We start from the raw sequence: 21,081 nt of genomic DNA, 5'->3' as shown, positions 1-21,081 counted from the left end.
GTTTTATTCTGCCTATACTGCTGGACCGACAGGCGTAGCTCACCTTCAGGGCGAACCGAAGAACGACGCGATAGCATAATGAAATATCGGATGGGTGAAATGGATCAAATGACGCGGAACTATTTATTGCTGGCCAGCTTTTTTTGTTTGTTCTATACCTTCCCGCTCCTTATTTCCGATGGCTATTATATCGATGATCTCGGCCGTTCCATTCACGGTTTCGCTCACTGGACCGCTAACGGCCGCCCCGCCGCCGATATGATAATGATTCTGTTAAACGCCGGTATGCCGCTGACCGATACATCCCCTTTACCCCAATTGATGGCGGTGATGGTATTCATCGTTGTCGGCCGGCATGTCGGAAAAACTTTTTTTGATGGCAACACGCTGCTTAGCGCGTTGGCGGCATTGTCGTTAATCGCCAGCCCCTACCTGCTGGAAAATTTGTCCTATCGATTTGACGCGTTAACCATGAGCCTGAGTATCGCCCTAGCGATATTCTCAGCCACGTTACAAACCCGATACGCCGCCGCCATTGAGATCTCATTTAAAACCGCGTTGCTTATATTGGTGCTTTCGCTCTACCAGGCATCAATCAACATTTATCTCGCATTTACAGTGATCTTGCTTGTTCATCAAGCCAGAGAAAATCTGGCGCCAAAAGTCATCTTCAGCACCCTGCTAAAATCCTTAGCGGCGCTCGCCCTCGGCGTTTTAATCTATTCCAAGCTCATCGTGCGAAAAACCATCTCCGGCAGTTACAGCATTGAGCACAGCGAAGCTACCTTTGACATACACACCTTATTCGCCAACTTTACGGCCTATAACGCTCAAGCGCTGGGCCTGTTCAAAAACGCCGGCTTCTTGTATCTGTTTGCACTGTATTTGGCGCTGATCGTCATCGCGGTAGGCATCATCGCCGTGCGTTACCTGAAAAACAACGGCGCGGGCATCGCCACGCTCGCCATCGCCGGCGCCATCCTGGCGTCGCCGCCGTTGCTTCTGCTCAGCACCTCCGGCGTTTTGCTGTTTCTCAAAATGCCGGTTCTTTCACCACGCGTCTTGGTGGGGTTTGTCTCCGTCATCTTTTTCATTCTCTACGGCGTAGCGAGCCTGTTCGCCAAACGGTATCGTTCTGCGGCGCCGCTGCTGGTGTTGCCGCTGTTTATGTTGCTTACCAGTCTGGCCTACAGCTATTCAGCGGCGTTGCAGAAACAGCGCGATCTGGAAACCTACCTCGCCCGGCGCATCGCTGAAGATTTATATACGCTGAAATATGACGTCAAACGCGACAAAGTGATCATCACGGGCAAAGCCCCCTATGCCGTGGTCACCGCTCATTCCATCGAAAAATTTCCCATTCTCGAAGCCTTGATTCAACGGAACCTGATACGTTGGATATGGAGTTACACGGCGCTTGAACATAACGTATTTTTGCAGGGAACCAAAATGCCGCCGCAACAAGATTTCAATCTCGCCCTGGCAGGAGTGACGCAGGAAAATCAGGTTTTGGATCGGGATATGTATTCAATCAACGAGGTCGGCATTTACAAAGTCATTTCGTTGAAAGAGAACCGTTGAACGTTGCAGGTTTCCCCCTGCCCGATTTTGGCGCTCAGGGGCTGGCAGCGCTGCCCCTGAGCCGCCGTGTTTACGGCTTGCCGGCGTCTGCGATGCGCAACTCATACACCATCGTCGCGTTCGGCGGGATCTGCGGCGCATAGCCCGTTTCACCGTATGCCAACTCCGGCGGCACCACCATCGTCAATGTGCCATGATTTTTCAGATGGCCGATCGCCTCACGGAATAACGGCGGATAGGCGGAAAGCGGCTGAGACATCACCTTTCCACTGCGATCCATATCCTGAATCACGCTGCCGTCGGTCAAGCTCTCTTTCACCACGATATCCACCCGCGCGTTTTCCGCAATGGTTTCATCCCCCATATAATCGATGCGATACCAGAAGCCGGCTGGCGATTTCTGCGTGCCCTTCTTCTTTTTGAACTCGGCAACGAACGCTTCGCCTTTGCTGGTTTGCGTCTTCGCCGCCTGGCTTCTGGCGTCGTTCACCGCTTTTTCCGACTCCGCCAATGCGCTGGCCAGCTGCGCATCGCTTAACTGGTAATGGCCGTTGAAGGTATCAATTACGCCCGCCAGCAGCACGGTTTTATCGGGTGTGATGCCCCAATTTTTACGCTCCGCCAGCATCGTTTGAATGTCGCGCCCCAGGGCGACGCCGGCAGCATAGCTCTGTTGTTCCGGCTTTTTCTTCAGTGTTTTCACCTCCGGCAACCATTTGGCCCGCGATCTCAGCCCGCTCAGTTCGTCTTGCAAAGCTTGCTGAGCCTGATGGGCGGCAGCCAGCTCCGTTGCCGTTTTATCCGCCCGTTGCGTCGCTTCATCCCTCTTCTGCGCTGCCTGCGCGCTTTCCGCCATCACCGCCGCCAGACGTTGTTCCAGCGTTTTGGCCTGCTCGGTTTGCGTTTTGTTTTTTTCCTGCAGTTGCGCCAACTGCCGCTGCAGTTCCTCCGTCGCTTTGGCGGCTTCTATCGCCTGCTTTGCCAGCGCCGCCTTCAGGCTGTTCTCTTGCCGCTCGGCCTGCTGGCGTTGGTCATCACGCTCTTTTTGCAGCGCTGCCAGTTGCTGCTGAAGTTCCCCCGTCGCTTTGGCGGTCTCGATCTTTTGCTGCTCCAGCGCCATCTTCAGGTTTTTCTCCTGTTGTTCGGCCTGTTGGCGTTGGACACCCTGTTCTTTCTGCAGTTGTGCCAGCTGCCGCTGCCGTTCCCCCGTCAACTTGGCGGCTTCGGCCTTCTGTCGTTCCAGCTCAGCGGCGGCCGCTTTTTTGTCCTGCTCATAAAGCTGACGCGCTTTATCGTTGGCGGTTTGCGCCGCCGCCAGCTTCTCCTCCCAAACCTGCTGCCGAGCGTTTTCCGCCGGTTTAGGCAAGGCCGCCAGCCGTTGTTCCAGCAAGGCAATGCGCCGATCTCGCTCCGCGGTTTGTTGCTTTTGCCGCGCTAACGCGGCTTGCGCTTCGGCGATCTGCGCCTGAGCCTTGCGCTCCTGCGGCGTCAGATTCAGCGCCTGTCGCACGCCGCTGGCGAAGTCGCTCAAGGCGCTCAGATCGGGAGCAGGTGCCGGTTTATCGGCAGCCGTCAGGGATGACGCAACGCGCAGCGCGGTCAGCTCCTGCTGCAGTGATTGAATAGCGGCTTGCTGTTGTTCCAATCGAGTCTCTTTCTCACGCAGCGCCTTTTGCAACTGCGTCAGTTGCTTTCTCTGCGCAGCCGTTTCACGAATCTGAACCGGCCGGGACGCCGGCTTTTGGGTTTCCTGAGATGGGGTAACCACGGTATCAGCCGCCGGTGCGTCCTGCCGCTGATAACGCTCGGCAAACTGCAATAACGCCGGCACATCGTCATCCGCCGCGGCCACCGCCGGCGCAAACGCCAGCGGTATCATCAGGCTCAATAATGCCTTTCTTGCACGAGGGGTCATTGGGCGCGTTCTCCGCGCTCAGCCAGGCCGGTCATCATGGCAGAACTGATGTCTGCGCAGAGACGGCTGGTGCGATAACGATACAGCGCGTCGACGGTTTCCTGCGTGCCCGTGTTGACCCGCTGACGTACCCCGGCATACTGCGCGGCGCCGCTCATCAAGGTATCGAACTCGCGTTTGAATTTCTGATATTTCTCGTTATCCATGCCGCGCATGGCATCCAGTTCGCGCTGGCACTGTTGCATGCGCTCGGCCTCACGCTGCCGCTTATCTTGCTCCGCAACTTCTTCTGCGCTGGGCGGCTTACTCAATGTAGAAACGGGCCGCTTGGCGGTCTGGCAGCCGGTCAGGGCCAACGTCAGTAAAAGCGCCGCGATCCAACAGTGTGCCGTTCGGGTCATTATCATTATCTCCTTGTTAAGTCTGCCGCCAACGCGCTCTGCAGTCGAGCTGACGGCTCTCCTCATTGATGCTGTGATGTTCCGGCCATCAGCCAAGCTGTGTTCGGACATGAAAATGCAGACGCAGCATTGAGAGGCATGGCGCCAATCATTTACTGCATCAATACATATCAAAAAATCATTTAATATTATGATATTAAAAGGATTTTAACTCACAAACTTATCAGCAGGACATGACGATCGCAAGAAGAGATGGGGGGTTGGTCGACCGAGATACCGCGTTGAAACGGGCGAATGGTCTTTACAAAACATAAAAAAAGCCCCGGCAAAACGCCGGGGCCTGGTACTTGCGTGATCGCCGAGGGCTCAGTGACACGCAAAGGGGTCTTACGGCCCGGAAACCGGTTGTCAAACGCGGCTAACTGCGTGCTTATGCGCTTTGCGCCAGAGGATCAACCAAGGCCAGCGCGTTTTTCATCGCCTCCACCATTTCGCCATCCACGCAATAATGGCTAAATTCGTCAAACTCATTATCGGAGCACATGGTGACGCCCGCCTTGCGATAACGCATGGTCGACGGCACCAGATGGCCGGAAGAGCTGTGCAGTTCATGCAGGCCGATATCGACAAACTTGTGCAGATTGCTGAGGCGCACGCCGGCACCCGCCATGATCACCGGGCCCTGGCTGGCCTGGCACAAATCGCGCAGCAGCGGCAGGCCAAGTTCGGCGCTCTGCTGCTGGCCGGAGGTCAGAATGCGCGCCACCCCCAGCTCGGTCAGTTGCTCCAGCGCCACCATCGGGTTCTGGCACATGTCGAACGCGCGATGGAAGGTCACCGCCATGCCCTCGCACAGCCTCATCACTTCGCGCATGCGCGGCAGATCGATGTGCCCTTCGTCGTCCAGCATGCCAACCACCACGCCGGGGAACCCCATCTCGCGAATTTGGCGGATATCTTGTTTGATCACTTCGAAATCCACCGCGCCGTAGCAGAAATCGCCACCGCGCGGGCGAACGATCGGATGCACCGGGATCGCAACCCGCTCACGCGCCAGACGCAGCGTGCCATAGCTCGGCGTCAATCCCCCTTCGCTCTGGCTGGCGCACAACTCGATGCGATCGGCGCCCGCCCGTTCGGCCGTCAGCGCACAGTCGACGCTAAAGCAACAAACTTCCAGTTTTATCATTGTCACCCCCAGATAACGGCCAACATACGGCGGCAATTGTTCATTTCTTCATTTCTCACGTAGGCTCATGCATAGGCATAAACCGGCTCAGGGTTATCACTATGGCATTCAATTTTGATCAATGGGTAGACCGCAGTCACAGTGACAGCGTTAAGTGGGATAAATATCGCGGCAGCGACATCATCCCGCTTTGGGTCGCCGACAGCGATTTCACCTCACCGCCGGCGGTGATCGAAGCCTTGCAGCGCCGCGTAGCACACGGCGTATTCGGCTACACCCACCCATCCCCTGATCTTATTGAGGTTTTTACCCGCCGCATGGTAGAGCGCTATGATTGGCACATCAAGCCTGAATGGATCATTTTCCTGCCTGGCCTGGTGTGCGGCCTGAACCTGTGCGTGCGGGCCTGCACCGAAGAACATCAGAGCACGCTGGCCCCCTCGCTCATTTATCCGCCGTTTCGCAAAGCGGCCAAATTCGCCGGGCGTAAACACCTTCCGGTATCGCTAACAGCGGTCAACCAGCGTTGGGGACTGGATTTTTCCTCGATGCATGATCAGCTCAACGGCAACGAAAAACTCCTGTTGCTGTGCAACCCGCAGAATCCCGGTGGCACCGTGTATCGCCGAGAGGAGTTGTTGCAGCACCATCAATTCGCTCGCGAACATGATTTAATCGTCTGTTCGGATGAAATCCACTGCGAACTGCTGCTTGAGCCCGGCGCGCGGCATATCCCCTTCGCCACCCTGAATGAAGACGCGGCCCAACGCAGCGTGACGCTGATGTCACCGTCAAAGACGTTTAACCTCGCCGGGCTCGGCGCCTCAATGGCGATCGTTCCCAACGAAGCATTGCGACAAAAGCTGAAACGCGCGCGCAGCGGCATCGTGCCGGAGGTCAATCTGTTGGCGCTGGCGGCGGCGCAGGCGGCTTATCAATACGGACAACCCTGGCTGGATGAGCAGTTGATTTATCTGCGCGCCAATCGCGATCGGCTGACAAAACGTATCAACGCCATGCCGGGATTGACGTTGCTGCCCGTCGAGGCCACCTACCTGGCCTGGATAGACTGCAGCGCGCTGCCGGTAGATAACCCGCATCAGTTCTTCGAACGTGCGGGCGTTGGGTTAAGCACCGGCTTGGACTTCGGCGATCGGCGCTTTGTACGGCTTAACTTTGGTTGCCGATGGGCCCTGCTCGATGAAGCGCTCGAGCGCATGGCGCGAGCCTGTGCGGCGCTGCCTGGCTAACTTTGTTCGCTGGCGACGATGTCTCGAATGGAATACGGATGAAACTTGATCGTGACCGTTCCGTCGGTGATGGCCAGCGTCGGGTTCGGTAGCCGCTCGCCCTCGCCTTTTGGCGAGCTTTGCTTCAGCTTGATCCCCGGCGCCAACAATGCCTCATCGGCAAGGTGGCTCAACGCCCGAGCGTACAGCGTCTGAGGATCGCCACTGAGCACTAATTCGACGTGTTCCCAGCCTTCGTGCGGATAGCGCTTCTCCCCAGGATACGGCAGCTCGATGCAGTCTATCCGCCACGGCCCTACGGCCAGCGGCTGAGACAAATCGAACAGACAGATAGGCCGCCCGTTTATCATCGATTCGGATAGCAGTGTCCCGCACTGCATCAGCCCCTGGCGCCAACGTTCGGCGGTGGCATTCTGGTGACAGCGCAGGGAGATGTGATCGGCGGTGAACGCGGCCAGATCAAGCCGCAATTTAGCGGCAAATTGATGCAGCGCCTGCTCGAAACGCGGCAAATCGAGCGTCAGATCGTTCAGTTCGGCAACGGTCGACAAGATGGCCATAAAATCCTCAATACTCAGGAATAGCGGTTGTTCAGACGGCGTAATTTACACGACCGCACCGCCGCCCACCATCTTTACCCGGCCTATGCGCGCATTTTACCTGTTTCGCATCCTTTCGCCGTAATGCTGGCGCGGCGGTGCATGCCTGAGGATAAACCGCCAAATAGCGCACTCTCGGTCTAAATCGAGGTATATTCCTATGAAAAGAAACATTAATCTTACGGCGGCAAAGAAGCGTCACCACCCCGTGACTGCGGTAATGAACACCGCATGGCATTGATCAAAAAGGGAAAAAAGCATTCGCCGTCGTGCAAAATAAATGATGCCGAATTTTGAGATATCCTGTGAGAAATCAAAGCACTCTCATTCATCCTAAGGGTTATCTTAAATGACAGCCAACGCATTGATTCATAATAACGGCTCCGTTATTTTAGATTGAAATTCAATATCGGATATCGCCATGCTTCTTTTACTTTTGTCTCTGCCTCTGCTCGCTATCGCCGCGTATGCTATTTATCGTCACATAAAACAGCGTCAAACAAACACGCTGGGAAACGGACGCAGAAATAAAAAGCGCTGAATCATACAGCATCCGTATTTTACTCTTTCTCTCGACACCTGCTTTTTTTCTCCCCGCCGCTTACTCTCCTCTCGCCCGCGCACCGACTTACGCCAACTGCTGACGGGCTCCGTCAGATCGGTTACAATTACAGGCTGTTTTGTGGCGGTCGCCCATCGCGCCCGCCACCGTTGAATCCCGCAGGGGCTGGCTTCAGCCCCTCGTTCGTCATTAAGGTAACCCGGTGAATATTCAGGTTCTTCTTTCAGATAAAGTCAGCCAGGCGCTGATCGCCGCTGGCGCGCCAGCCGATTGCGAAGCGCAGGTCCGCCCTTCCGCCAAGGCGCAGTTTGGTGATTACCAGGCCAACGGCGTGATGTCAGTCGCCAAAAAGCTGGGCATGCCGCCCCGTCAGCTGGCGGAAAAAGTGGTGCAACTGCTGGATCTCGGCGACGTCGCCGGTAAAGTGGAAATCGCCGGTCCCGGCTTTATCAACATTTTCCTGAACAGCGATTGGGTCGCCCGCCAGGCCGATCAGGTGCTGAACGCGCCGAAGCTGGGCATTGCGCCGGTTGAGCCCCAAACCATTGTTATCGACTACTCCGCACCGAACGTGGCGAAAGAGATGCACGTCGGCCACCTGCGTTCCACCATCATCGGCGACGCCGCGGCGCGTACCCAGGAATTTTTGGGCCATAAAGTGATTCGCGCCAACCACGTCGGTGACTGGGGCACTCAGTTCGGCATGTTGATTGCCTACCTGGAAAAAATGCAGAACGAAAACGCCAGCGACATGGGCCTGTCCGATTTGGAACAGTTCTATCGCGAAGCCAAAAAACACTACGACGAAGACGCCGAGTTCGCCGAGCGCGCGCGCGCTTACGTCGTGAAGCTGCAGGGCGGCGATCAGTACTGCCTGAAAATGTGGCGCAAGCTGGTCGACATCACCATGGCGCAAAACCAGCTGACCTATAACCGCCTCAACGTCACGCTGACCGAAGACGACGTGATGGGCGAAAGCCTGTATAACGCGATGCTGCCGGGCATCGTCGCCGATCTGAAAGCCAAAGGGCTGGCGGTGGAAAGCGAAGGCGCCACCGTGGTGTTCCTCGACGAATACCAGAACAAGGACGGCGACCCGATGGGCGTCATCATCCAGAAAAAGGATGGCGGCTACCTCTACACCACCACCGATATCGCCTGCGCCAAGTATCGCTACGAAACGCTGGGGGCCAACCGCGTTCTGTATTACATCGACTCCCGTCAGCATCAGCACCTGATGCAGGCCTGGACCATCGTGCGCAAGGCCGGTTATGTGCCGGAGTCCGTCTCGCTGGAACACCACATGTTCGGCATGATGCTGGGCAAAGACGGCAAGCCGTTCAAAACCCGCTCGGGCGGCACGGTGAAGCTCTCCGATCTGCTGGATGAAGCCATCGAACGCGCCGAACAGCTGATCGCCGGCAAAAACCCGGACATGCCGCAAAACGAAATGAAGACCGTGGCCCGCGTGGTCGGCATCGGCGCAGTGAAATACGCCGATCTGTCGAAAAGCCGCACCACCGACTATGTCTTCGACTGGGACAACATGCTGGCCTTCGAGGGTAATACCGCGCCTTATATGCAATACGCCTATACCCGTGTGGCATCGGTATTCAAGCGCGCCGGGATCGACGAAAGCAGCCTGACACTGCCGCTGACGCTGACCGAAGAGCGTGAAATTGCGCTGGCTACCCGCCTGCTGCAGTTCGAAGAGGTGCTCACCACCGTCGCACGTGAAGGCACGCCTCACGTCATGTGCAGCTACCTGTATGATCTGGCCGGCTTGTTCTCCGGCTTCTACGAGCACTGCCAGATCCTGAACGCCGACAGCGAAGAAACCCGTCAGAGCCGCCTGAAGCTGGCGCTGCTGACCGCTAAAACGCTGAAAACCGGCCTGGATACGCTGGGCATCGAAACCGTCGAACGTATGTAAGCCGCACCGCGCGGAAAGTAAAAAGGTCGCCAAGGCGACCTTTTTTTGTTCTTGCATTCGACTCAGGCGACGCGGCGCGCAAAATCACGCGGGCGGAAACCCAACCCGGCCAGCACGCCAAAGTAGGCCACGACACCGGCCACCACCACCGCCGCCAAACGCAGCAAACGTTCCAGCATATTGCCCTGATCCCAGGCCGGCATCAGCCACATCACGCCAATCAGCACCGCCGACATCGCCAGCACGGCGATCACCAGCTTAGTGAGGAACAGCGCCCAACCCGGCTGTGGCTGGAAGATCTTCTGCTTGCGCAGCTGCCAATACAGCAGCGAGGCGTTCAGGCAAGCCGCCAAGCCGATCGACAACGCCAGGCCGGCATGCTTCAGCGGACCAATAAACGCCAGGTTCATCACCTGCGTCATGATCAGCGTGATGATAGCGATCTTGACCGGCGTTTTGATGTCCTGCCGCGAATAGAAGCCCGGCGCCAGCACTTTAACCACGATCAGCCCCATCAGCCCCACCGAGTAAGCCACCAGCGCGCGTTGCGTCATCGCCGCGTCAAAGGCGCTGAACTTGCCGTACTGGAACAGCGAGACGGTCAACGGTTTGGCCAAAATGCCCAGCGCGATGGCGCTCGGCAACGCCAGCAGGAAACACAGGCGCAGCCCCCAATCCATCAGGCGCGAATACTCGTCGTGGTTGCCGCTCGAGAAGCTTTTGGCCAGCGACGGCAGCAGGATGGTGCCCAATGCCACGCCCAACACGCCGGAAGGAAATTCCATCAGGCGGTCGGCGTAGTACATCCAGGACACCGAGCCGGATACCAGGAACGATGCGAAGATAGTGTTGATGATCAGCGAGATTTGACTGACCGACACCCCAAGGATCGCCGGCCCCATCTGACGCATTACCCGCCAGACTCCGGCATCGCCCAATTTGATGCGCGGCAGCACCAGCATGCCGATCTTGCGCAGGTGCGGCAGCTGGTAGCCCAGTTGCAGCACGCCGCCCACTACCACCGCCCACGCCAGCGCCAGCACCGGCGGGTGGAAATACGGCGCGGCGAACAGCGCGAAGCCAATCATGCTGACGTTAAGCAGCGTTGGCGCAAAGGCCGGGATCGAGAAGCGGTTCCAGGTATTGAGGATCGCCCCCACCAGCGACGCCAGCGAGATCAACAGAATATAGGGGAATGTGATGCGCAGCAGCGCCGACGTCAGGGCAAACTTGTCGGGCGTATCGGTAAAGCCCGGCGCGGTGAGATAGATAACCCAGGGCGCGGCCAACATCCCCAGCACCGTCACCACCGCCAGCACCAACGTCAGCAGCCCGGAGACATAGGCGATAAAAGTGCGTGTCGCCTCGTCGCCCTGCTGGCTTTTGTATTCGGCCAGGATCGGCACGAAGGCCTGCGAAAATGCCCCTTCGGCAAAGATACGGCGTAACAGATTCGGGAGTTTGAACGCCACGAAGAAGGCGTCCGTTGCCATGCCGGCCCCGAACACCCGCGCGACGATCGCATCGCGGGCAAAGCCCAACACCCGCGAAAACATCGTCATCGAGCTGACGGCAGCCAAGGATTTGAGTAGGTTCATGTGGTTGTCTGATAGGTACCGTAAATATCAACGCCTGCAACAGCAGGCGTCAGTGAAACAATCGGCTCAGTTTACGCATCCGGAAAAGAATAGCTACCGCCAGATGTTACATAGAGTTATCCCGCAGCAAACGCTCGACCACCCGCTGGGCAAGCAGCGCCTGTTCGCCGCCGGTTTCCGGCGCGCTCTGATTGGCGACGGCATCAAGGAAATGCCGCACCGCACCGTCGAAGCCGCGTTGCACCAGCGTGCTTTGCCAGCCCGGCACCGGTTGTTCCAACTCGCCCTGCGCATCTTCACGCAGCCAGTGGCGCATATCGGTCAACTGATACAGCGCGCCGTCTGTCACCGCCTGCACGCTTTCGCGCTGGCTGCCGCCGCGGCGATGCATGCTGGTCGTCACCTGCGTATCGCCGCAGGCGAAGTGATGCTCGGCGTACAGCATTTCGCCTGCGGCGTTGGTGCGCACGCTGCCGCTCAGCAGTTGCTCGCCGCCGCCCGCCAGCCACAGCGCCGTGTCCACCACGTGCAGATAATCATCCAACAGGGTAAAACGCAGATCGTGCGGGCCGACGCTGTCCGCCCGATGTTTATCCATGCGAATGGAGGCCGGCTGGTTCATTTGCTGCTTGAGCTGCCGGTAAAGCGGCGCGAAACGCCGGTTGAACCCCACCATCAGCGTTTTGCCTCGCCGCTCGGCCAGCTCAAGCAACTGCTCGCCCTGCTCCAGCGTCTCCGCCAGCGGTTTATCGACGTAAACGTGCACGCCGCGGTTCAGCAGCTCGCCTATTACCGAAAAATGGCTGGCGGTGCTGCTGTGAACAAAGACCGCGTCGCACTGTTCGGCCAGGCTGTCCAGCCGGGAGAAACAGGCCATGCGGTAGCTGTCGCACAGCGGCTGCGCTTTTTGCTGATTGGGCGAAAAACCGCCCACCAGCGTCCAGTCCGCCGCCTGGCTGAGGATTGGCAGATAAGCCTTCTGCGCGATACTGCCCAATCCCACCACGCCTACACGCAATTTAGTCATTCGCATCCCTCACCAACAGGTGTTGCAACTGCCGTTTCAGTTCCGCCACTTCGCTTTCCAATGCGCTAACCCTGGCGCTCAGTTCGCCATCGAACTCGGATTCGAACGCCGCCGGCGGCGCTTCATCAATCTGGCCGCTGAACAGATGCATGAATCGGCTTTCGCGCTTGCCCGGCTCACGCGCCAGGCGCACCACAAACGGGCCATCTTCCCGGGTGGCCAGCTGTTGCAGCACCTGTTCAACCTCGCTGACATCGCTGAACTCGTGCATTCGGTTGGTGCGCGTGCGCAGCTCGCCCGGCGTTTGCGCGCCGCGCAGCAGTAAGGTGGCGATCACCGCCAGTTCGGCGGGAGAGAGCTTCAGTTGGCCGAACTCGGAATTGCAAAACCGCTGCTCGTATTTCACAACCCGATTGCCGAACCCGCTGAGGGTGCGCAGGAAATGTTTGCGCAGCAACAGATCGAGCAGCTGCTGCACTTCGCTTTCGCTCAGATCCATCACCGGCTCGCGGTTGGTCTTTTGATTACAGGCCAGGGTAATGGCGTTAAGCGAAAGCGGGTATTGGTCCGGCGTCGTCACCTGTTTTTCCAACAAGCAGCCGATGACCCGGGCCTCTTTGGCGTTCAATTCATATTTCATCGTTTGGCCTCAACGTGGGGGTAGCCACTCTTTATTGGTGTATGCCGTCAAAACGTGGTCTTGCCACTGGCCGTCGATCAGCAGGTAATCCTTGGCGTAACCTTCGCGTTCGAATCCCAGACGCGTCAGCAATGCGCCGCTGCGCTGGTTGTGCGGCATATAGTTGGCCATGATGCGGTGCATGCGCTGTTGGCGCAGCATATAGCGGATGGCGGACTGCAAGGCTTCGAACATCAGCCCCTGCCCCTGCCATTTCTCCCCCAGCGAATAACCGAGGAAACAGGCGTGAAACGAACCGCGCAGCACGTTGCTGAAGTTCGCCACGCCGCGCACTTCCTGCTCTTCTGGATCGAGCAGGATAAAATAGTAGGCGCTGCCCTGCTTTTGCATTTCAGCGATCATCCCCAGACGCGCCTGCCAGCCGGAAGGATAACAATGGCTTTCGTCGCGCACCGGCTCCCAGGGTTTGAGAAAGGCTCGGTTCTCGGCATAATAATCCGCCAGACGATAGGCATCCCGTTCATGCACTAAACGGACCACCATCCGGTCGGTAGTAAGACGTACTTTTGGCGATGCAGAGCGGTAGCCGAACATCATTTCCCCCGCAGTCAAAACGGTTCGATAAGAAGTATTTATTGGGAAGCCGCGTGGATAATCATCCGATGCCGATCTGATGGCATGATTTTATTTTGCCAATAGCGCTTCAGAACCGCACTTCCCTGCATTCAATATAACCGTAGCCCGCCCCCGAGGTAAAACCTCGGTCGCTCAGTAAATCGCCGAATACGCGTTTTACGGCGTTTTTCCGCCCATTTTGCAGCACAGGTAACACCTTGACGATAAAAAAATATTATCTACTCCGCCCCTGTCGCCGTCCGGCAATTGAGTAGAGAATGGTGGGGTTGCCTTCCCCCTCTCTCTTAATTGCTCATGGTGATGCATGTCTCTGGTGTCGCAAGCGCGCAGCTTGGGTAAATATTTTCTGTTGCTCGACAACCTGCTGGTGGTTTTAGGCTTCTTTGTCGTGTTCCCGCTTATTTCGATCCGCTTCGTCGATCAATTGGGATGGGCGGCGCTGATCGTCGGCATCGCGCTGGGTTTGCGTCAACTGCTGCAACAAGGGCTCGGCATCTTTGGCGGCGCGGTCGCCGATCGCTTTGGCGCCAAGCCGATGATCGTCACCGGCATGCTTCTGCGCGCCGCCGGTTTCGCCACCATGGCGATGGCCGATGCGCCGTGGATCCTGTGGTTCTCCTGCGCGCTGTCCGCCCTCGGCGGCACGCTGTTCGATCCGCCGCGCACCGCTTTGGTGATCAAACTGACCCGTCCGCACGAACGCGGCCGCTTTTTCTCGCTGTTGATGATGCAGGACAGCGCCGGCGCGGTAGTCGGCGCGCTGATCGGCAGTTGGCTGCTGCAGTACGATTTCCACTTTGTCTGCTGGGTCGGGGCGGCGATCTTCGTGCTGGCCGCCGGCTGGAACGCCTGGTTACTGCCGGCTTACCGCATCTCCACCGTGCGCGTGCCGATGAAAGAAGGCATGTTGCGGGTCGTGCGCGATCGCCGCTTCCTCACCTATGTCCTGACGCTGACCGGCTACTATATGCTGGCGGTACAGGTGATGCTGATGCTGCCGATCGTGGTCAATGAAATTGCCGGCTCACCGGCGGCGGTGAAATGGATGTATGCGATTGAAGCGGCGCTGTCGTTGTCGCTGCTCTATCCGCTGGCGCGTTGGGGAGAAAAACACTTCCGGCTTGAGCAGCGCCTGATGGCGGGCCTGCTGCTGATGACGCTCAGCCTGCTGCCGATCGGCCTCGCCAGCAGCCTGCAAGGCGTGTTCACGCTGATCTGCTGTTTCTACCTGGGTTCGATCATCGCCGAACCGGCGCGCGAGACGCTGAGCGCTTCGCTGGCCGATCCACGTGCGCGTGGCAGCTATATGGGCTTTAGCCGCCTTGGTCTGGCGCTGGGTGGCGCGTTAGGTTACACCGGCGGCGGCTGGATGTACGATACCGGACGCACGATGAACATGCCGGAGCTACCCTGGTTGCTGCTTGGGGCAGTGGGCTTCGCTACGTTGCTGGCGCTGTACTGGCAGTTCAGCCCGCAACGCAGTGCATCGATGATGCTGCGCGGCGGTTAACGCCATAGAAATCCGGCCGAATCGGCAACAGCTGCTATCCTGTTAGTAAAAACCCCCCACAGGAGCCCGTCGGCATGAGCGAAGAAGCAAAATTACCGCAACTACTCGAACATATGATACTGAACTTGCGCATGATTTATGCGCGTTCCACCCTGGTGGAAAAGGCCCTGGCCCATATCCTCGCCAGCGACGCCGGCCTGAAAAACGATATTATCAAACAGCTGCAGGTCGTCACCGCCGCCAACGAACGTGACAAAATCGACCTGGAAGAAGCTCGCATTCACCTGATCGATGTGCTCAACTCGGTACCGGCCAAGAAATAACGCCCCCTAGCCCGCGCCGGTGCGCGGGCAATATCGCAATAACGCACCATCCAACACACGCACGTCAAGACAGCCTCGATAAGCTGTGGTAACTATTGCTGTTAAAACCTGACAACCCGGAGCAAGCATGAAACTGTTCATTTACGATCATTGCCCATTCTGCGTTAAAGCCCGCATGATTTTTGGCCTGAAACGTCTGCCGATTCGCCTGGTCACGTTGCTCAACGACGATGAGACGACTCCGTTCAACCTGATCGGCCAAAAAATGGTGCCTATCCTGGTCAAAGACAACGGCGAAGCGATGCCGGAAAGCCTGGATATCGTGCGCTATGTCGATAACCTGGACGGCAAGCCGGTGCTGACCGGCCGCACCAACCCGGCCATTGCCGAGTGGCTGCAGCGGGTCGGCGAGTACAGCGCAAAATTGCTGTTGCCGCGTATTGCGCATGCCGATTTCGAAGAGTTCGCCACCGACAGCGCCCGCCGTTATTTTATCGATAAAAAGCAGGCGTCAATCGGTGATTTCGCCGAGCATCTCGCCAACAGCGCAGATCTGATCGCCCAGTTGGAGGCCGATCTGCAAACCCTGTCCCCGCTGATCGTTTCCGCCGAAGCGGTAAACGGCGAACTGTCCGAGGACGATATCCACCTGTTCCCGCTGCTGCGCTCGTTGTCGATCGTCGCCGGGGTTGCGCTGCCGGAGAACGTGGAAACCTACCGCAACCGCATGGCGCAGCGCAGCGAGGTGCCGTTGCTGCTGGACATGGAACAATAACGTTTGAATAACCCAAAGGATAGAGCGTACTGATGCTGAAAATGGTGCTCGCCACCGCTCGCGATCGGGCGCGGCTGAAGGAAATTACCTCCGTTCTGATTCGTTACGGCCTGCAAGACGTTCTGCGTCTGCTGGGCCTGGGGGCTTTGCTGCGCGGCGCCCGCGCAGGATCCGTCCAACAGGACGCACAAACCCTGCCCGAGCGGCTGCGCGAAGCGCTCGAGGCGCTGGGCCCGACCTTCGTCAAATTCGGCCAGATCCTGGCCACGCGTTCTGATCTTCTGGATCCGGCCTGGACCAACGAACTGGATCGCCTGCACAGCCAGGCAGCGGTGTTGCCATGGGAAACACTGGCGCCGCAAATCATCGCCGATCTGGGGGGAGAGCCCGAGCAGCAGTTCGCCGAATTCGATCGCACGCCGCTGGCCGCGGCATCGATGGCGCAAATTTACCGCGCCCGCTTGCACAGCGGCGAACAGGTAGTGGTGAAAGTGCTGCGGCCCGGTTTGGCGAAAACCATCCACGCCGATCTGCGGCTGCTGGCCTCGCTGGCGGAAACCGTGGAGCAGCAGAGCCCCACGCTGGCACGCTATCGGCCGCGGCAGATGGTCCGAGCGCTGGCGACGGCACTCAATCACGAGCTGGATTTAACTCACGAAGGGCATAACTGCGATCGCGTCGCCAAGATGTTCGCGCATGAACCCGATGTGGTCGTGCCGAAAATCTATTGGCAATGGTCTTCTCCGCGCCTGTTAGTGCAGGAGTACTTGCCCGGCACCGCGCCGGAGAACCCTCAGCAATTGGCGGCGGCGGGCTTTGACGGCCCGCTGCTGGCGCAACGCGGCGCGCGCGCCTTTATGAGCATGGTGCTGGAGCATCGGTTGTATCACGCCGATCCTCACCCCGGCAACGTCATGGCGCTGAGCGGTGACCGCGTCGGCTTTATCGACTTCGGCATGGTGGGCCAACTGTCTGAGCGGCGGCGCAATCAGTTGCTTCTGCTGCTGCAGGCCATTGCCGATCGTCAGTCCGAAGGCATCGTCAACACGCTGATCGCCTGGTCGGACAGCGAACCGCTGGATCTGATGGATCTGGAGCTGGCGGCGCAAAACTTTCTCGACAAACAGGCCGCCACCACCCTGACGTTGGGCAAGGCTCTGACCGACCTACTGGTGATGGCGCGTGAACACCAGTTGGCGCTGCCGCCCGATCTGGTGCTGCTGTTCAAGGCGTTAATCACCGCCGACGGCGTGCTGCACCGATTGGATCCCGCCTTCGACATCGTCGCCACGCTCAAACCGATGCTGCAACAAACGGTGCTGCAACGCTATGCCCCTGACGCCGTGCGCCAACGGTTATTGGCCCTGGGCGGGGAAGCGCTCGACGCCGGGGAAGAACTGCCGCAAACCCTGCGGCTGTTGGTGCGCCGCCTAAAACGCGGGCAGCTCAATGCCGATATCAACGTCAGTAATCTCGGCCAGTTGAGCAAAGCGCTGGAACGCGCCGCCGTCACCCTGGCTATCGCCATTGTCACCGCCGCTTTCACCCTGGGCCTGGCGCCTTATCTGATGCACTCCTCACTGCAGTTGTGGGGCATTCCGCTGTTCCCGCTGTTGGGGGCCGCGGCCTGCCTGGCCGGCGTGATCCTCCTGGCGCTGCGATTGCGGCGCTGACGCTTTCGGCGTTATCCGATAGGTGTCGCCCGTTTTTGCGCGCACTATCCTCTGCACATCGCCGCCTGCCGTTTTCACGCGCAGGCGGAACGTTTATAATGATTAATCAATTATCTGCAGCACTTTTCGCCAGCAGTCGCAATGAGGCATTAATGAAGAAGATCCTGATGGGCGCAGCCGCCCTGCTGTTCGCCGGCGTATTGGCCGGTTGCAATCAACTGACCCAGTACACCCTGAGCGAGCAGGAAGTGAATGATTACCTGCAGAAACATAACGACTATCAGAAGCAGATCGGCGTGCCCGGCCTGGTGGACGCCAACATCGTGCTGACGCAGCTGCAAAGCCAGATCGGCCGCAGCGAGCCGGGTAAAGTCACCCTCTCCGGCGACGCCAAGGTCAACATCACGTCGATTCTCGGCCCGCAGGCGGCGGATCTGAAGCTGACGCTGAAAGCGCAGCCGGTTTACGACCGCGCACAGGGCGCCATTTACCTGAAAGACATGGAACTGACCGATTACAGCGTGCAGCCGGAAAAAATGCAGACGGTGATGAAAGCGCTGACGCCATATCTGAACCAGTCACTGAAGTCTTACTTCGACCAAAAGCCGGCTTATGTGCTGAATCCTGACAACAGCAAAACCGAAGCGCTGGCGAAAAAACTGGCGAAGGGATTGGAAGTGAAACCGGGTGAGTTGGTGATACCGTTCAGCGACTGACGCCGTCTGGGGACATCAAGCCCGCCGCTCGGCGGGCTTTTTATTGCCAAAAAGCGTTACTGCGGCGCGCTGTAGGCGATTTCGCCGGTGTTGCAGTTAAGCGTCACGTTGTAGGTTTTATCTGCCTTGGTGCCACGCACCGTCAACGGCACCTGCCACACCTGATCCTTGCCGGTGATGGCATCCGGGCTGACCCAGGCGATCGGGGTGGCGGTACCCAGCAGCTTTTTGTCCGATTCCCAGCGCGTGATGCGGTTCTGCAAGAAGTCGCGCTTGACCTGGGCGGCGATATCCGCCGGCTGCAGACCCGCACACTGCCCCACCTTGGCGGCGCGCTGCTCGTGATCCTGCGCCCACACCGCAGTCGATGCTCCCATCATGGCCAACAAGGCGATAGCCAAACTCGTTTTTTTCATATCTCCTCCCGTTGTGATTAGCGCTATCCGGGCGCCCATCCCTGGCTCACAACAGGGTTTCGGCAAAGGGTTTACCGTTTGACGAACTCGATGACAAACAGCGCATCCAGGCCCGGATAGATTTCCTTGATCACCTGCTTCAATTCGCCGAGCGACATGTTCTCCTGCTGTGCGTGGCGTTCAGTCAGCGCGTCCAGGCGCACCGGCGTTACCGACAGCACTTCGATAAAGCAGAAAAATACGCCGTCTTCATTGCGGCTTACACGCAATACCTCGCCCGGTTCGAAGTGCGACTCACTGGCATCCCGAATGGTGATGGTTTTGCGCCCGGCCAGAATATCTTGCTCAAAGCGGCTGAAGAAAGTTATTTCACGGCTCATTTTAGATCCTTTTTCATCACAACACCGCAACATAAGTCATTATGCCGCTTGCTTTTCTGACGCAGATCCCTCTTTTGAGTTAGAGGCCGCTTTTTTCGCTTTCGCTTCCGCCGGTTTCTTGAGGGTTTCCGCCGGTGAAGCGCCGCGCAGAATCAGACCCAGCGCATCTTTATTCTCTGCCAGGAAGAAGCTCAGCCCTTCGCGCTGTTCGTCGTCCAGGTTCAGCGGCGCCTGTTGCAGCCACTCTCCGAGGTTATCCGCCAGATCCAGCATTTTGTCGTAGGCGTCGGCTTCTTTCTTGCTCGCGAAAGTCATTTTTTCCTCACCGTTTCTCACCACCACATATTTAACTTCAACCGCCATGCGTGCGTCCTCAAATACTCAAATAACTGTAATTATATACAGTATAAATAGATAATGGCGGGAGGGCAAACCGCCGCCCGCCTTCGGCTTATTTCAGCAGCCGCACCTTGCAGCTCTTGCCTTTGATTTTGCCCTGTTGCAGCTGTTGCAACGCCTTGCGCGCGCTGGCTTTACGGATCGCGACGTAGGCATGCACCGGGAACATGTCGATCTTGCCCACTTCCGCCGCCGTCAGCCCGGCATCGCCGGTCAGCGCGCCAAGGATATCGCCGGGACGGATCTTCGCCTTGCGGCCGCCGTCGATGCACAGCGTCACCATCTCTGCCTCCAGCGAGCCGTTGGCCGCCCCGCTCAGCTCGGACACCGGCGCCCAATCGACGGTCATCTGCAGGTAGTCTTCAATCGCATGCGCCCGCGCCATCTCCTGCGGCGTGCACAGGCTGATCGCCAGCCCGCTCATGCCGGCGCGGCCGGTGCGGCCGACACGGTGCACATGCACTTCGGGATCGAACGCCAGTTCGTAGTTAACCACCAGCTCCAGCTCTTTGATGTCCAGCCCGCGAGCGGCGACGTCGGTCGCCACCAACACTCGGCAACTGCGATTGGCGAAGCGCACCAACACCTGATCGCGGTCGCGCTGCTCCAGATCGCCATGCAGCGCCAGCGCGCTGATGCCGCGGGCCTCTAGGGCCTCAAGCACTGTCTGACAATCGCGCTTGGTATTGCAGAACACCACGCAGGACGCGGGTTGATGGTAGCGAATGGCCGACACCAGGAGCGCCGGACGCTGCTCGCGCGTAGTCTCATAAAAGCGTTGTTCGATAGCGGTCTGCGCTTCGTCATCGTCCACTTCGACGCTCAGCGGCTGACGCTGAACACGCTCGCTGATGCGTTCGATGCCCGCCGGATAAGTGGCGGAAAACAACAGCGTCTGACGCTGCGGCGGCGTGTAGCTGATCACATCGTCGATATCGTCGGCGAAACCCATATCCAACATGCGGTCGGCCTCATCCAGCACCAACACCTTCAGCTCGTCCAGCAGCAGCGTTTTCTTGCGCAGATGCTCCTGAATGCGCCCCGGCGTCCCCACCACGATGTGTGGCGCGTGCACCAGCGAGTCGAGCTGCGGCCCCATCGGTTGGCCACCGCACAGCGTCAGAATTTTGATGTTTTGCGTGAAACGCGCCAGGCGACGCAGCTCTTTGCTCACCTGATCGGCCAACTCGCGAGTGGGGCAGAGCACCAGCGCCTGCGTGGCAACCTGAGTAACGACGATGTTATTCAGCAAGCCAATGCCGAATGCCGCCGTTTTGCCGCTGCCGGTTTTCGCCTTGGCGCGCACGTCTCGCCCTTGCAGGATAGCGGGCAACGCGGCGGCCTGCACCGGCGTCATTTTGGCGTACCCCAGTTCGTTGAGGTTGGCCAACTGTTCGGCTGGCAGAGGCAGGGAAGAAAAAGAAACTGTGCTCACGGCGATAACTCTTATATGACGAATGGAATGGCGGCGCACCCGCAGGTTGGCGCCGAATCAGCGGTAAATGATAACAGAGATGGGCGGCGTTACGGGCAGCGGGCATAAAAAAACCCGCCGGCG

Annotated in this window: 20 protein-coding genes; 8 read left to right on the top strand and 12 right to left on the bottom strand. The window is 58.3% G+C overall.

The window, feature by feature from the left end; all coding sequences use genetic code 11:
* Nucleotides 1-90 precede the first annotated feature (90 nt).
* Nucleotides 91-1,581, top strand: coding sequence for a glucosyltransferase domain-containing protein (locus ACMGF7_RS18170; protein WP_049240305.1), 1,491 nt, complete (start codon nt 91-93; stop codon nt 1,579-1,581).
* Nucleotides 1,582-1,651: 70 nt separating this feature from the next.
* On the opposite strand, the gene ACMGF7_RS18165 is transcribed toward ACMGF7_RS18170, so the two are convergent.
* From ACMGF7_RS18165 to cutC, 3 genes are all read right to left on the bottom strand, one after another.
* A complete protein-coding gene (locus tag ACMGF7_RS18165) occupies nt 1,652-3,496 on the bottom strand; it encodes an FKBP-type peptidyl-prolyl cis-trans isomerase N-terminal domain-containing protein (RefSeq protein WP_197799017.1) in 1,845 nt (614 codons plus the stop codon).
* On the bottom strand, nt 3,493-3,897 hold the full coding sequence (locus ACMGF7_RS18160) for a hypothetical protein (protein ID WP_049240302.1): 405 nt from the start codon (nt 3,895-3,897) through the stop codon (nt 3,493-3,495). The genes ACMGF7_RS18165 and ACMGF7_RS18160 overlap by 4 nt, the downstream gene beginning before the upstream one ends.
* A gap of 430 nt (nt 3,898-4,327) precedes the next feature.
* The gene (gene cutC / locus ACMGF7_RS18155) at nt 4,328-5,086 is read right to left on the bottom strand and encodes a copper homeostasis protein CutC (RefSeq protein WP_049240301.1); all 759 of its coding nucleotides are present in this window, start codon (nt 5,084-5,086) and stop codon (nt 4,328-4,330) included.
* Between the two features lie 101 nt (nt 5,087-5,187).
* Between cutC and ACMGF7_RS18150 the strand changes: the two genes are divergently transcribed.
* Nucleotides 5,188-6,336: a MalY/PatB family protein gene (locus ACMGF7_RS18150; protein ID WP_197799652.1), complete on the top strand. Its 1,149-nt coding sequence runs from the start codon at nt 5,188-5,190 to the stop codon at nt 6,334-6,336.
* Here ACMGF7_RS18150 and ACMGF7_RS18145 read toward each other — a convergent pair.
* Nucleotides 6,333-6,896, bottom strand: a complete 564-nt coding sequence (locus ACMGF7_RS18145; protein WP_049240299.1) for a VOC family protein — start codon at nt 6,894-6,896, stop codon at nt 6,333-6,335. The genes ACMGF7_RS18150 and ACMGF7_RS18145 overlap by 4 nt on opposite strands.
* An 803-nt stretch (nt 6,897-7,699) precedes the next feature.
* On the opposite strand from ACMGF7_RS18145, the gene argS reads away from it, so the two are divergent.
* On the top strand, nt 7,700-9,430 hold the full coding sequence (gene argS, locus ACMGF7_RS18140; RefSeq protein ID WP_049240298.1) for an arginine--tRNA ligase: 1,731 nt from the start codon (nt 7,700-7,702) through the stop codon (nt 9,428-9,430).
* 62 nt (nt 9,431-9,492) lie between these two features.
* Here the strand turns inward: argS and murJ are convergent, their stop codons facing one another.
* The 4 genes from murJ to rimJ form a co-directional block, all read right to left on the bottom strand.
* Nucleotides 9,493-11,028, bottom strand: coding sequence for a murein biosynthesis integral membrane protein MurJ (gene murJ, locus ACMGF7_RS18135; protein WP_015378142.1), 1,536 nt, complete (start codon nt 11,026-11,028; stop codon nt 9,493-9,495).
* Nucleotides 11,029-11,134: 106 nt separating this feature from the next.
* Complete coding sequence (locus ACMGF7_RS18130; RefSeq protein ID WP_164094870.1) at nt 11,135-12,055, bottom strand: Gfo/Idh/MocA family protein; 921 nt, start codon at nt 12,053-12,055, stop codon at nt 11,135-11,137.
* The gene (locus ACMGF7_RS18125) at nt 12,048-12,695 is read right to left on the bottom strand and encodes a YceH family protein (protein WP_049240294.1); all 648 of its coding nucleotides are present in this window, start codon (nt 12,693-12,695) and stop codon (nt 12,048-12,050) included. The genes ACMGF7_RS18130 and ACMGF7_RS18125 overlap by 8 nt, the downstream gene beginning before the upstream one ends.
* 9 nt (nt 12,696-12,704) lie before the next feature.
* Entirely contained in the window at nt 12,705-13,289 is a 585-nt protein-coding gene (rimJ, locus tag ACMGF7_RS18120; RefSeq protein ID WP_004929636.1) for a ribosomal protein S5-alanine N-acetyltransferase, read from the bottom strand.
* Between the two features lie 346 nt (nt 13,290-13,635).
* Here rimJ and mdtH point away from each other — a divergent pair, with 346 nt between their 5' ends.
* The 5 genes from mdtH (at nt 13,636) to ACMGF7_RS18095 (ending at nt 18,328) form a co-directional block, all read left to right on the top strand.
* Complete coding sequence (mdtH, locus tag ACMGF7_RS18115) at nt 13,636-14,841, top strand: multidrug efflux MFS transporter MdtH (RefSeq protein ID WP_164094869.1); 1,206 nt, start codon at nt 13,636-13,638, stop codon at nt 14,839-14,841.
* Between the two features lie 74 nt (nt 14,842-14,915).
* A complete protein-coding gene (locus tag ACMGF7_RS18110) occupies nt 14,916-15,164 on the top strand; it encodes a hypothetical protein (RefSeq protein WP_004929632.1) in 249 nt (82 codons plus the stop codon).
* Nucleotides 15,165-15,291: 127 nt separating this feature from the next.
* A complete protein-coding gene (gene grxB, locus ACMGF7_RS18105) occupies nt 15,292-15,939 on the top strand; it encodes a glutaredoxin 2 (RefSeq protein WP_164094868.1) in 648 nt (215 codons plus the stop codon).
* Nucleotides 15,940-15,971: 32 nt separating this feature from the next.
* On the top strand, nt 15,972-17,612 hold the full coding sequence (locus ACMGF7_RS18100; protein ID WP_049240290.1) for an ABC1 kinase family protein: 1,641 nt from the start codon (nt 15,972-15,974) through the stop codon (nt 17,610-17,612).
* A gap of 152 nt (nt 17,613-17,764) precedes the next feature.
* Entirely contained in the window at nt 17,765-18,328 is a 564-nt protein-coding gene (locus tag ACMGF7_RS18095; protein ID WP_004927555.1) for a lipoprotein, read from the top strand.
* 56 nt (nt 18,329-18,384) lie between these two features.
* Here the strand turns inward: ACMGF7_RS18095 and yebF are convergent, their stop codons facing one another.
* The 4 genes from yebF to dbpA form a co-directional block, all read right to left on the bottom strand.
* Nucleotides 18,385-18,744 carry a protein YebF gene (gene yebF / locus ACMGF7_RS18090; RefSeq protein WP_164094866.1) on the bottom strand — a complete coding sequence of 120 codons (360 nt, stop codon included), beginning with the start codon at nt 18,742-18,744 and terminating at the stop codon, nt 18,385-18,387.
* Nucleotides 18,745-18,815: 71 nt separating this feature from the next.
* Entirely contained in the window at nt 18,816-19,124 is a 309-nt protein-coding gene (gene yqfB, locus ACMGF7_RS18085; RefSeq protein ID WP_004927562.1) for a N(4)-acetylcytidine aminohydrolase, read from the bottom strand.
* 39 nt (nt 19,125-19,163) lie between these two features.
* Nucleotides 19,164-19,487 carry a YebG family protein gene (locus ACMGF7_RS18080; protein WP_004927565.1) on the bottom strand — a complete coding sequence of 108 codons (324 nt, stop codon included), beginning with the start codon at nt 19,485-19,487 and terminating at the stop codon, nt 19,164-19,166.
* Nucleotides 19,488-19,575: 88 nt separating this feature from the next.
* Complete coding sequence (gene dbpA / locus ACMGF7_RS18075; protein WP_164094865.1) at nt 19,576-20,958, bottom strand: ATP-dependent RNA helicase DbpA; 1,383 nt, start codon at nt 20,956-20,958, stop codon at nt 19,576-19,578.
* Nucleotides 20,959-21,081: the final 123 nt, after the last annotated feature.

Origin of the sequence: Serratia sp. BNK-17, assembly GCF_048684935.1 — a bacterium.
Classification (GTDB): domain Bacteria; phylum Pseudomonadota; class Gammaproteobacteria; order Enterobacterales; family Enterobacteriaceae; genus Serratia; species Serratia nematodiphila.
Note: the sequence above shows the minus strand (reverse complement) of the source record. Positions and strands in the feature narration are given on the sequence as shown.

What these genes read in the sequence shown, in the direction of transcription:
- ACMGF7_RS18170 (WP_049240305.1), top strand. Translation starts at nt 91, where the DNA reads ATGGGTGAAATGGATCAAATGACGCGGAACTATTTATTGCTGGCCAGC.
- ACMGF7_RS18165 (WP_197799017.1), bottom strand. Translation starts at nt 3,496, where the DNA reads ATGACCCCTCGTGCAAGAAAGGCATTATTGAGCCTGATGATACCGCTG.
- ACMGF7_RS18160 (WP_049240302.1), bottom strand. Translation starts at nt 3,897, where the DNA reads ATGACCCGAACGGCACACTGTTGGATCGCGGCGCTTTTACTGACGTTG.
- cutC (WP_049240301.1), bottom strand. Translation starts at nt 5,086, where the DNA reads ATGATAAAACTGGAAGTTTGTTGCTTTAGCGTCGACTGTGCGCTGACG.
- ACMGF7_RS18150 (WP_197799652.1), top strand. Translation starts at nt 5,188, where the DNA reads ATGGCATTCAATTTTGATCAATGGGTAGACCGCAGTCACAGTGACAGC.
- ACMGF7_RS18145 (WP_049240299.1), bottom strand. Translation starts at nt 6,896, where the DNA reads ATGGCCATCTTGTCGACCGTTGCCGAACTGAACGATCTGACGCTCGAT.
- murJ (WP_015378142.1), bottom strand. Translation starts at nt 11,028, where the DNA reads ATGAACCTACTCAAATCCTTGGCTGCCGTCAGCTCGATGACGATGTTT.
- ACMGF7_RS18130 (WP_164094870.1), bottom strand. Translation starts at nt 12,055, where the DNA reads ATGACTAAATTGCGTGTAGGCGTGGTGGGATTGGGCAGTATCGCGCAG.
- ACMGF7_RS18125 (WP_049240294.1), bottom strand. Translation starts at nt 12,695, where the DNA reads ATGAAATATGAATTGAACGCCAAAGAGGCCCGGGTCATCGGCTGCTTG.
- rimJ (WP_004929636.1), bottom strand. Translation starts at nt 13,289, where the DNA reads ATGTTCGGCTACCGCTCTGCATCGCCAAAAGTACGTCTTACTACCGAC.
- mdtH (WP_164094869.1), top strand. Translation starts at nt 13,636, where the DNA reads ATGTCTCTGGTGTCGCAAGCGCGCAGCTTGGGTAAATATTTTCTGTTG.
- ACMGF7_RS18110 (WP_004929632.1), top strand. Translation starts at nt 14,916, where the DNA reads ATGAGCGAAGAAGCAAAATTACCGCAACTACTCGAACATATGATACTG.
- grxB (WP_164094868.1), top strand. Translation starts at nt 15,292, where the DNA reads ATGAAACTGTTCATTTACGATCATTGCCCATTCTGCGTTAAAGCCCGC.
- ACMGF7_RS18100 (WP_049240290.1), top strand. Translation starts at nt 15,972, where the DNA reads ATGCTGAAAATGGTGCTCGCCACCGCTCGCGATCGGGCGCGGCTGAAG.
- ACMGF7_RS18095 (WP_004927555.1), top strand. Translation starts at nt 17,765, where the DNA reads ATGAAGAAGATCCTGATGGGCGCAGCCGCCCTGCTGTTCGCCGGCGTA.
- yebF (WP_164094866.1), bottom strand. Translation starts at nt 18,744, where the DNA reads ATGAAAAAAACGAGTTTGGCTATCGCCTTGTTGGCCATGATGGGAGCA.
- yqfB (WP_004927562.1), bottom strand. Translation starts at nt 19,124, where the DNA reads ATGAGCCGTGAAATAACTTTCTTCAGCCGCTTTGAGCAAGATATTCTG.
- ACMGF7_RS18080 (WP_004927565.1), bottom strand. Translation starts at nt 19,487, where the DNA reads ATGGCGGTTGAAGTTAAATATGTGGTGGTGAGAAACGGTGAGGAAAAA.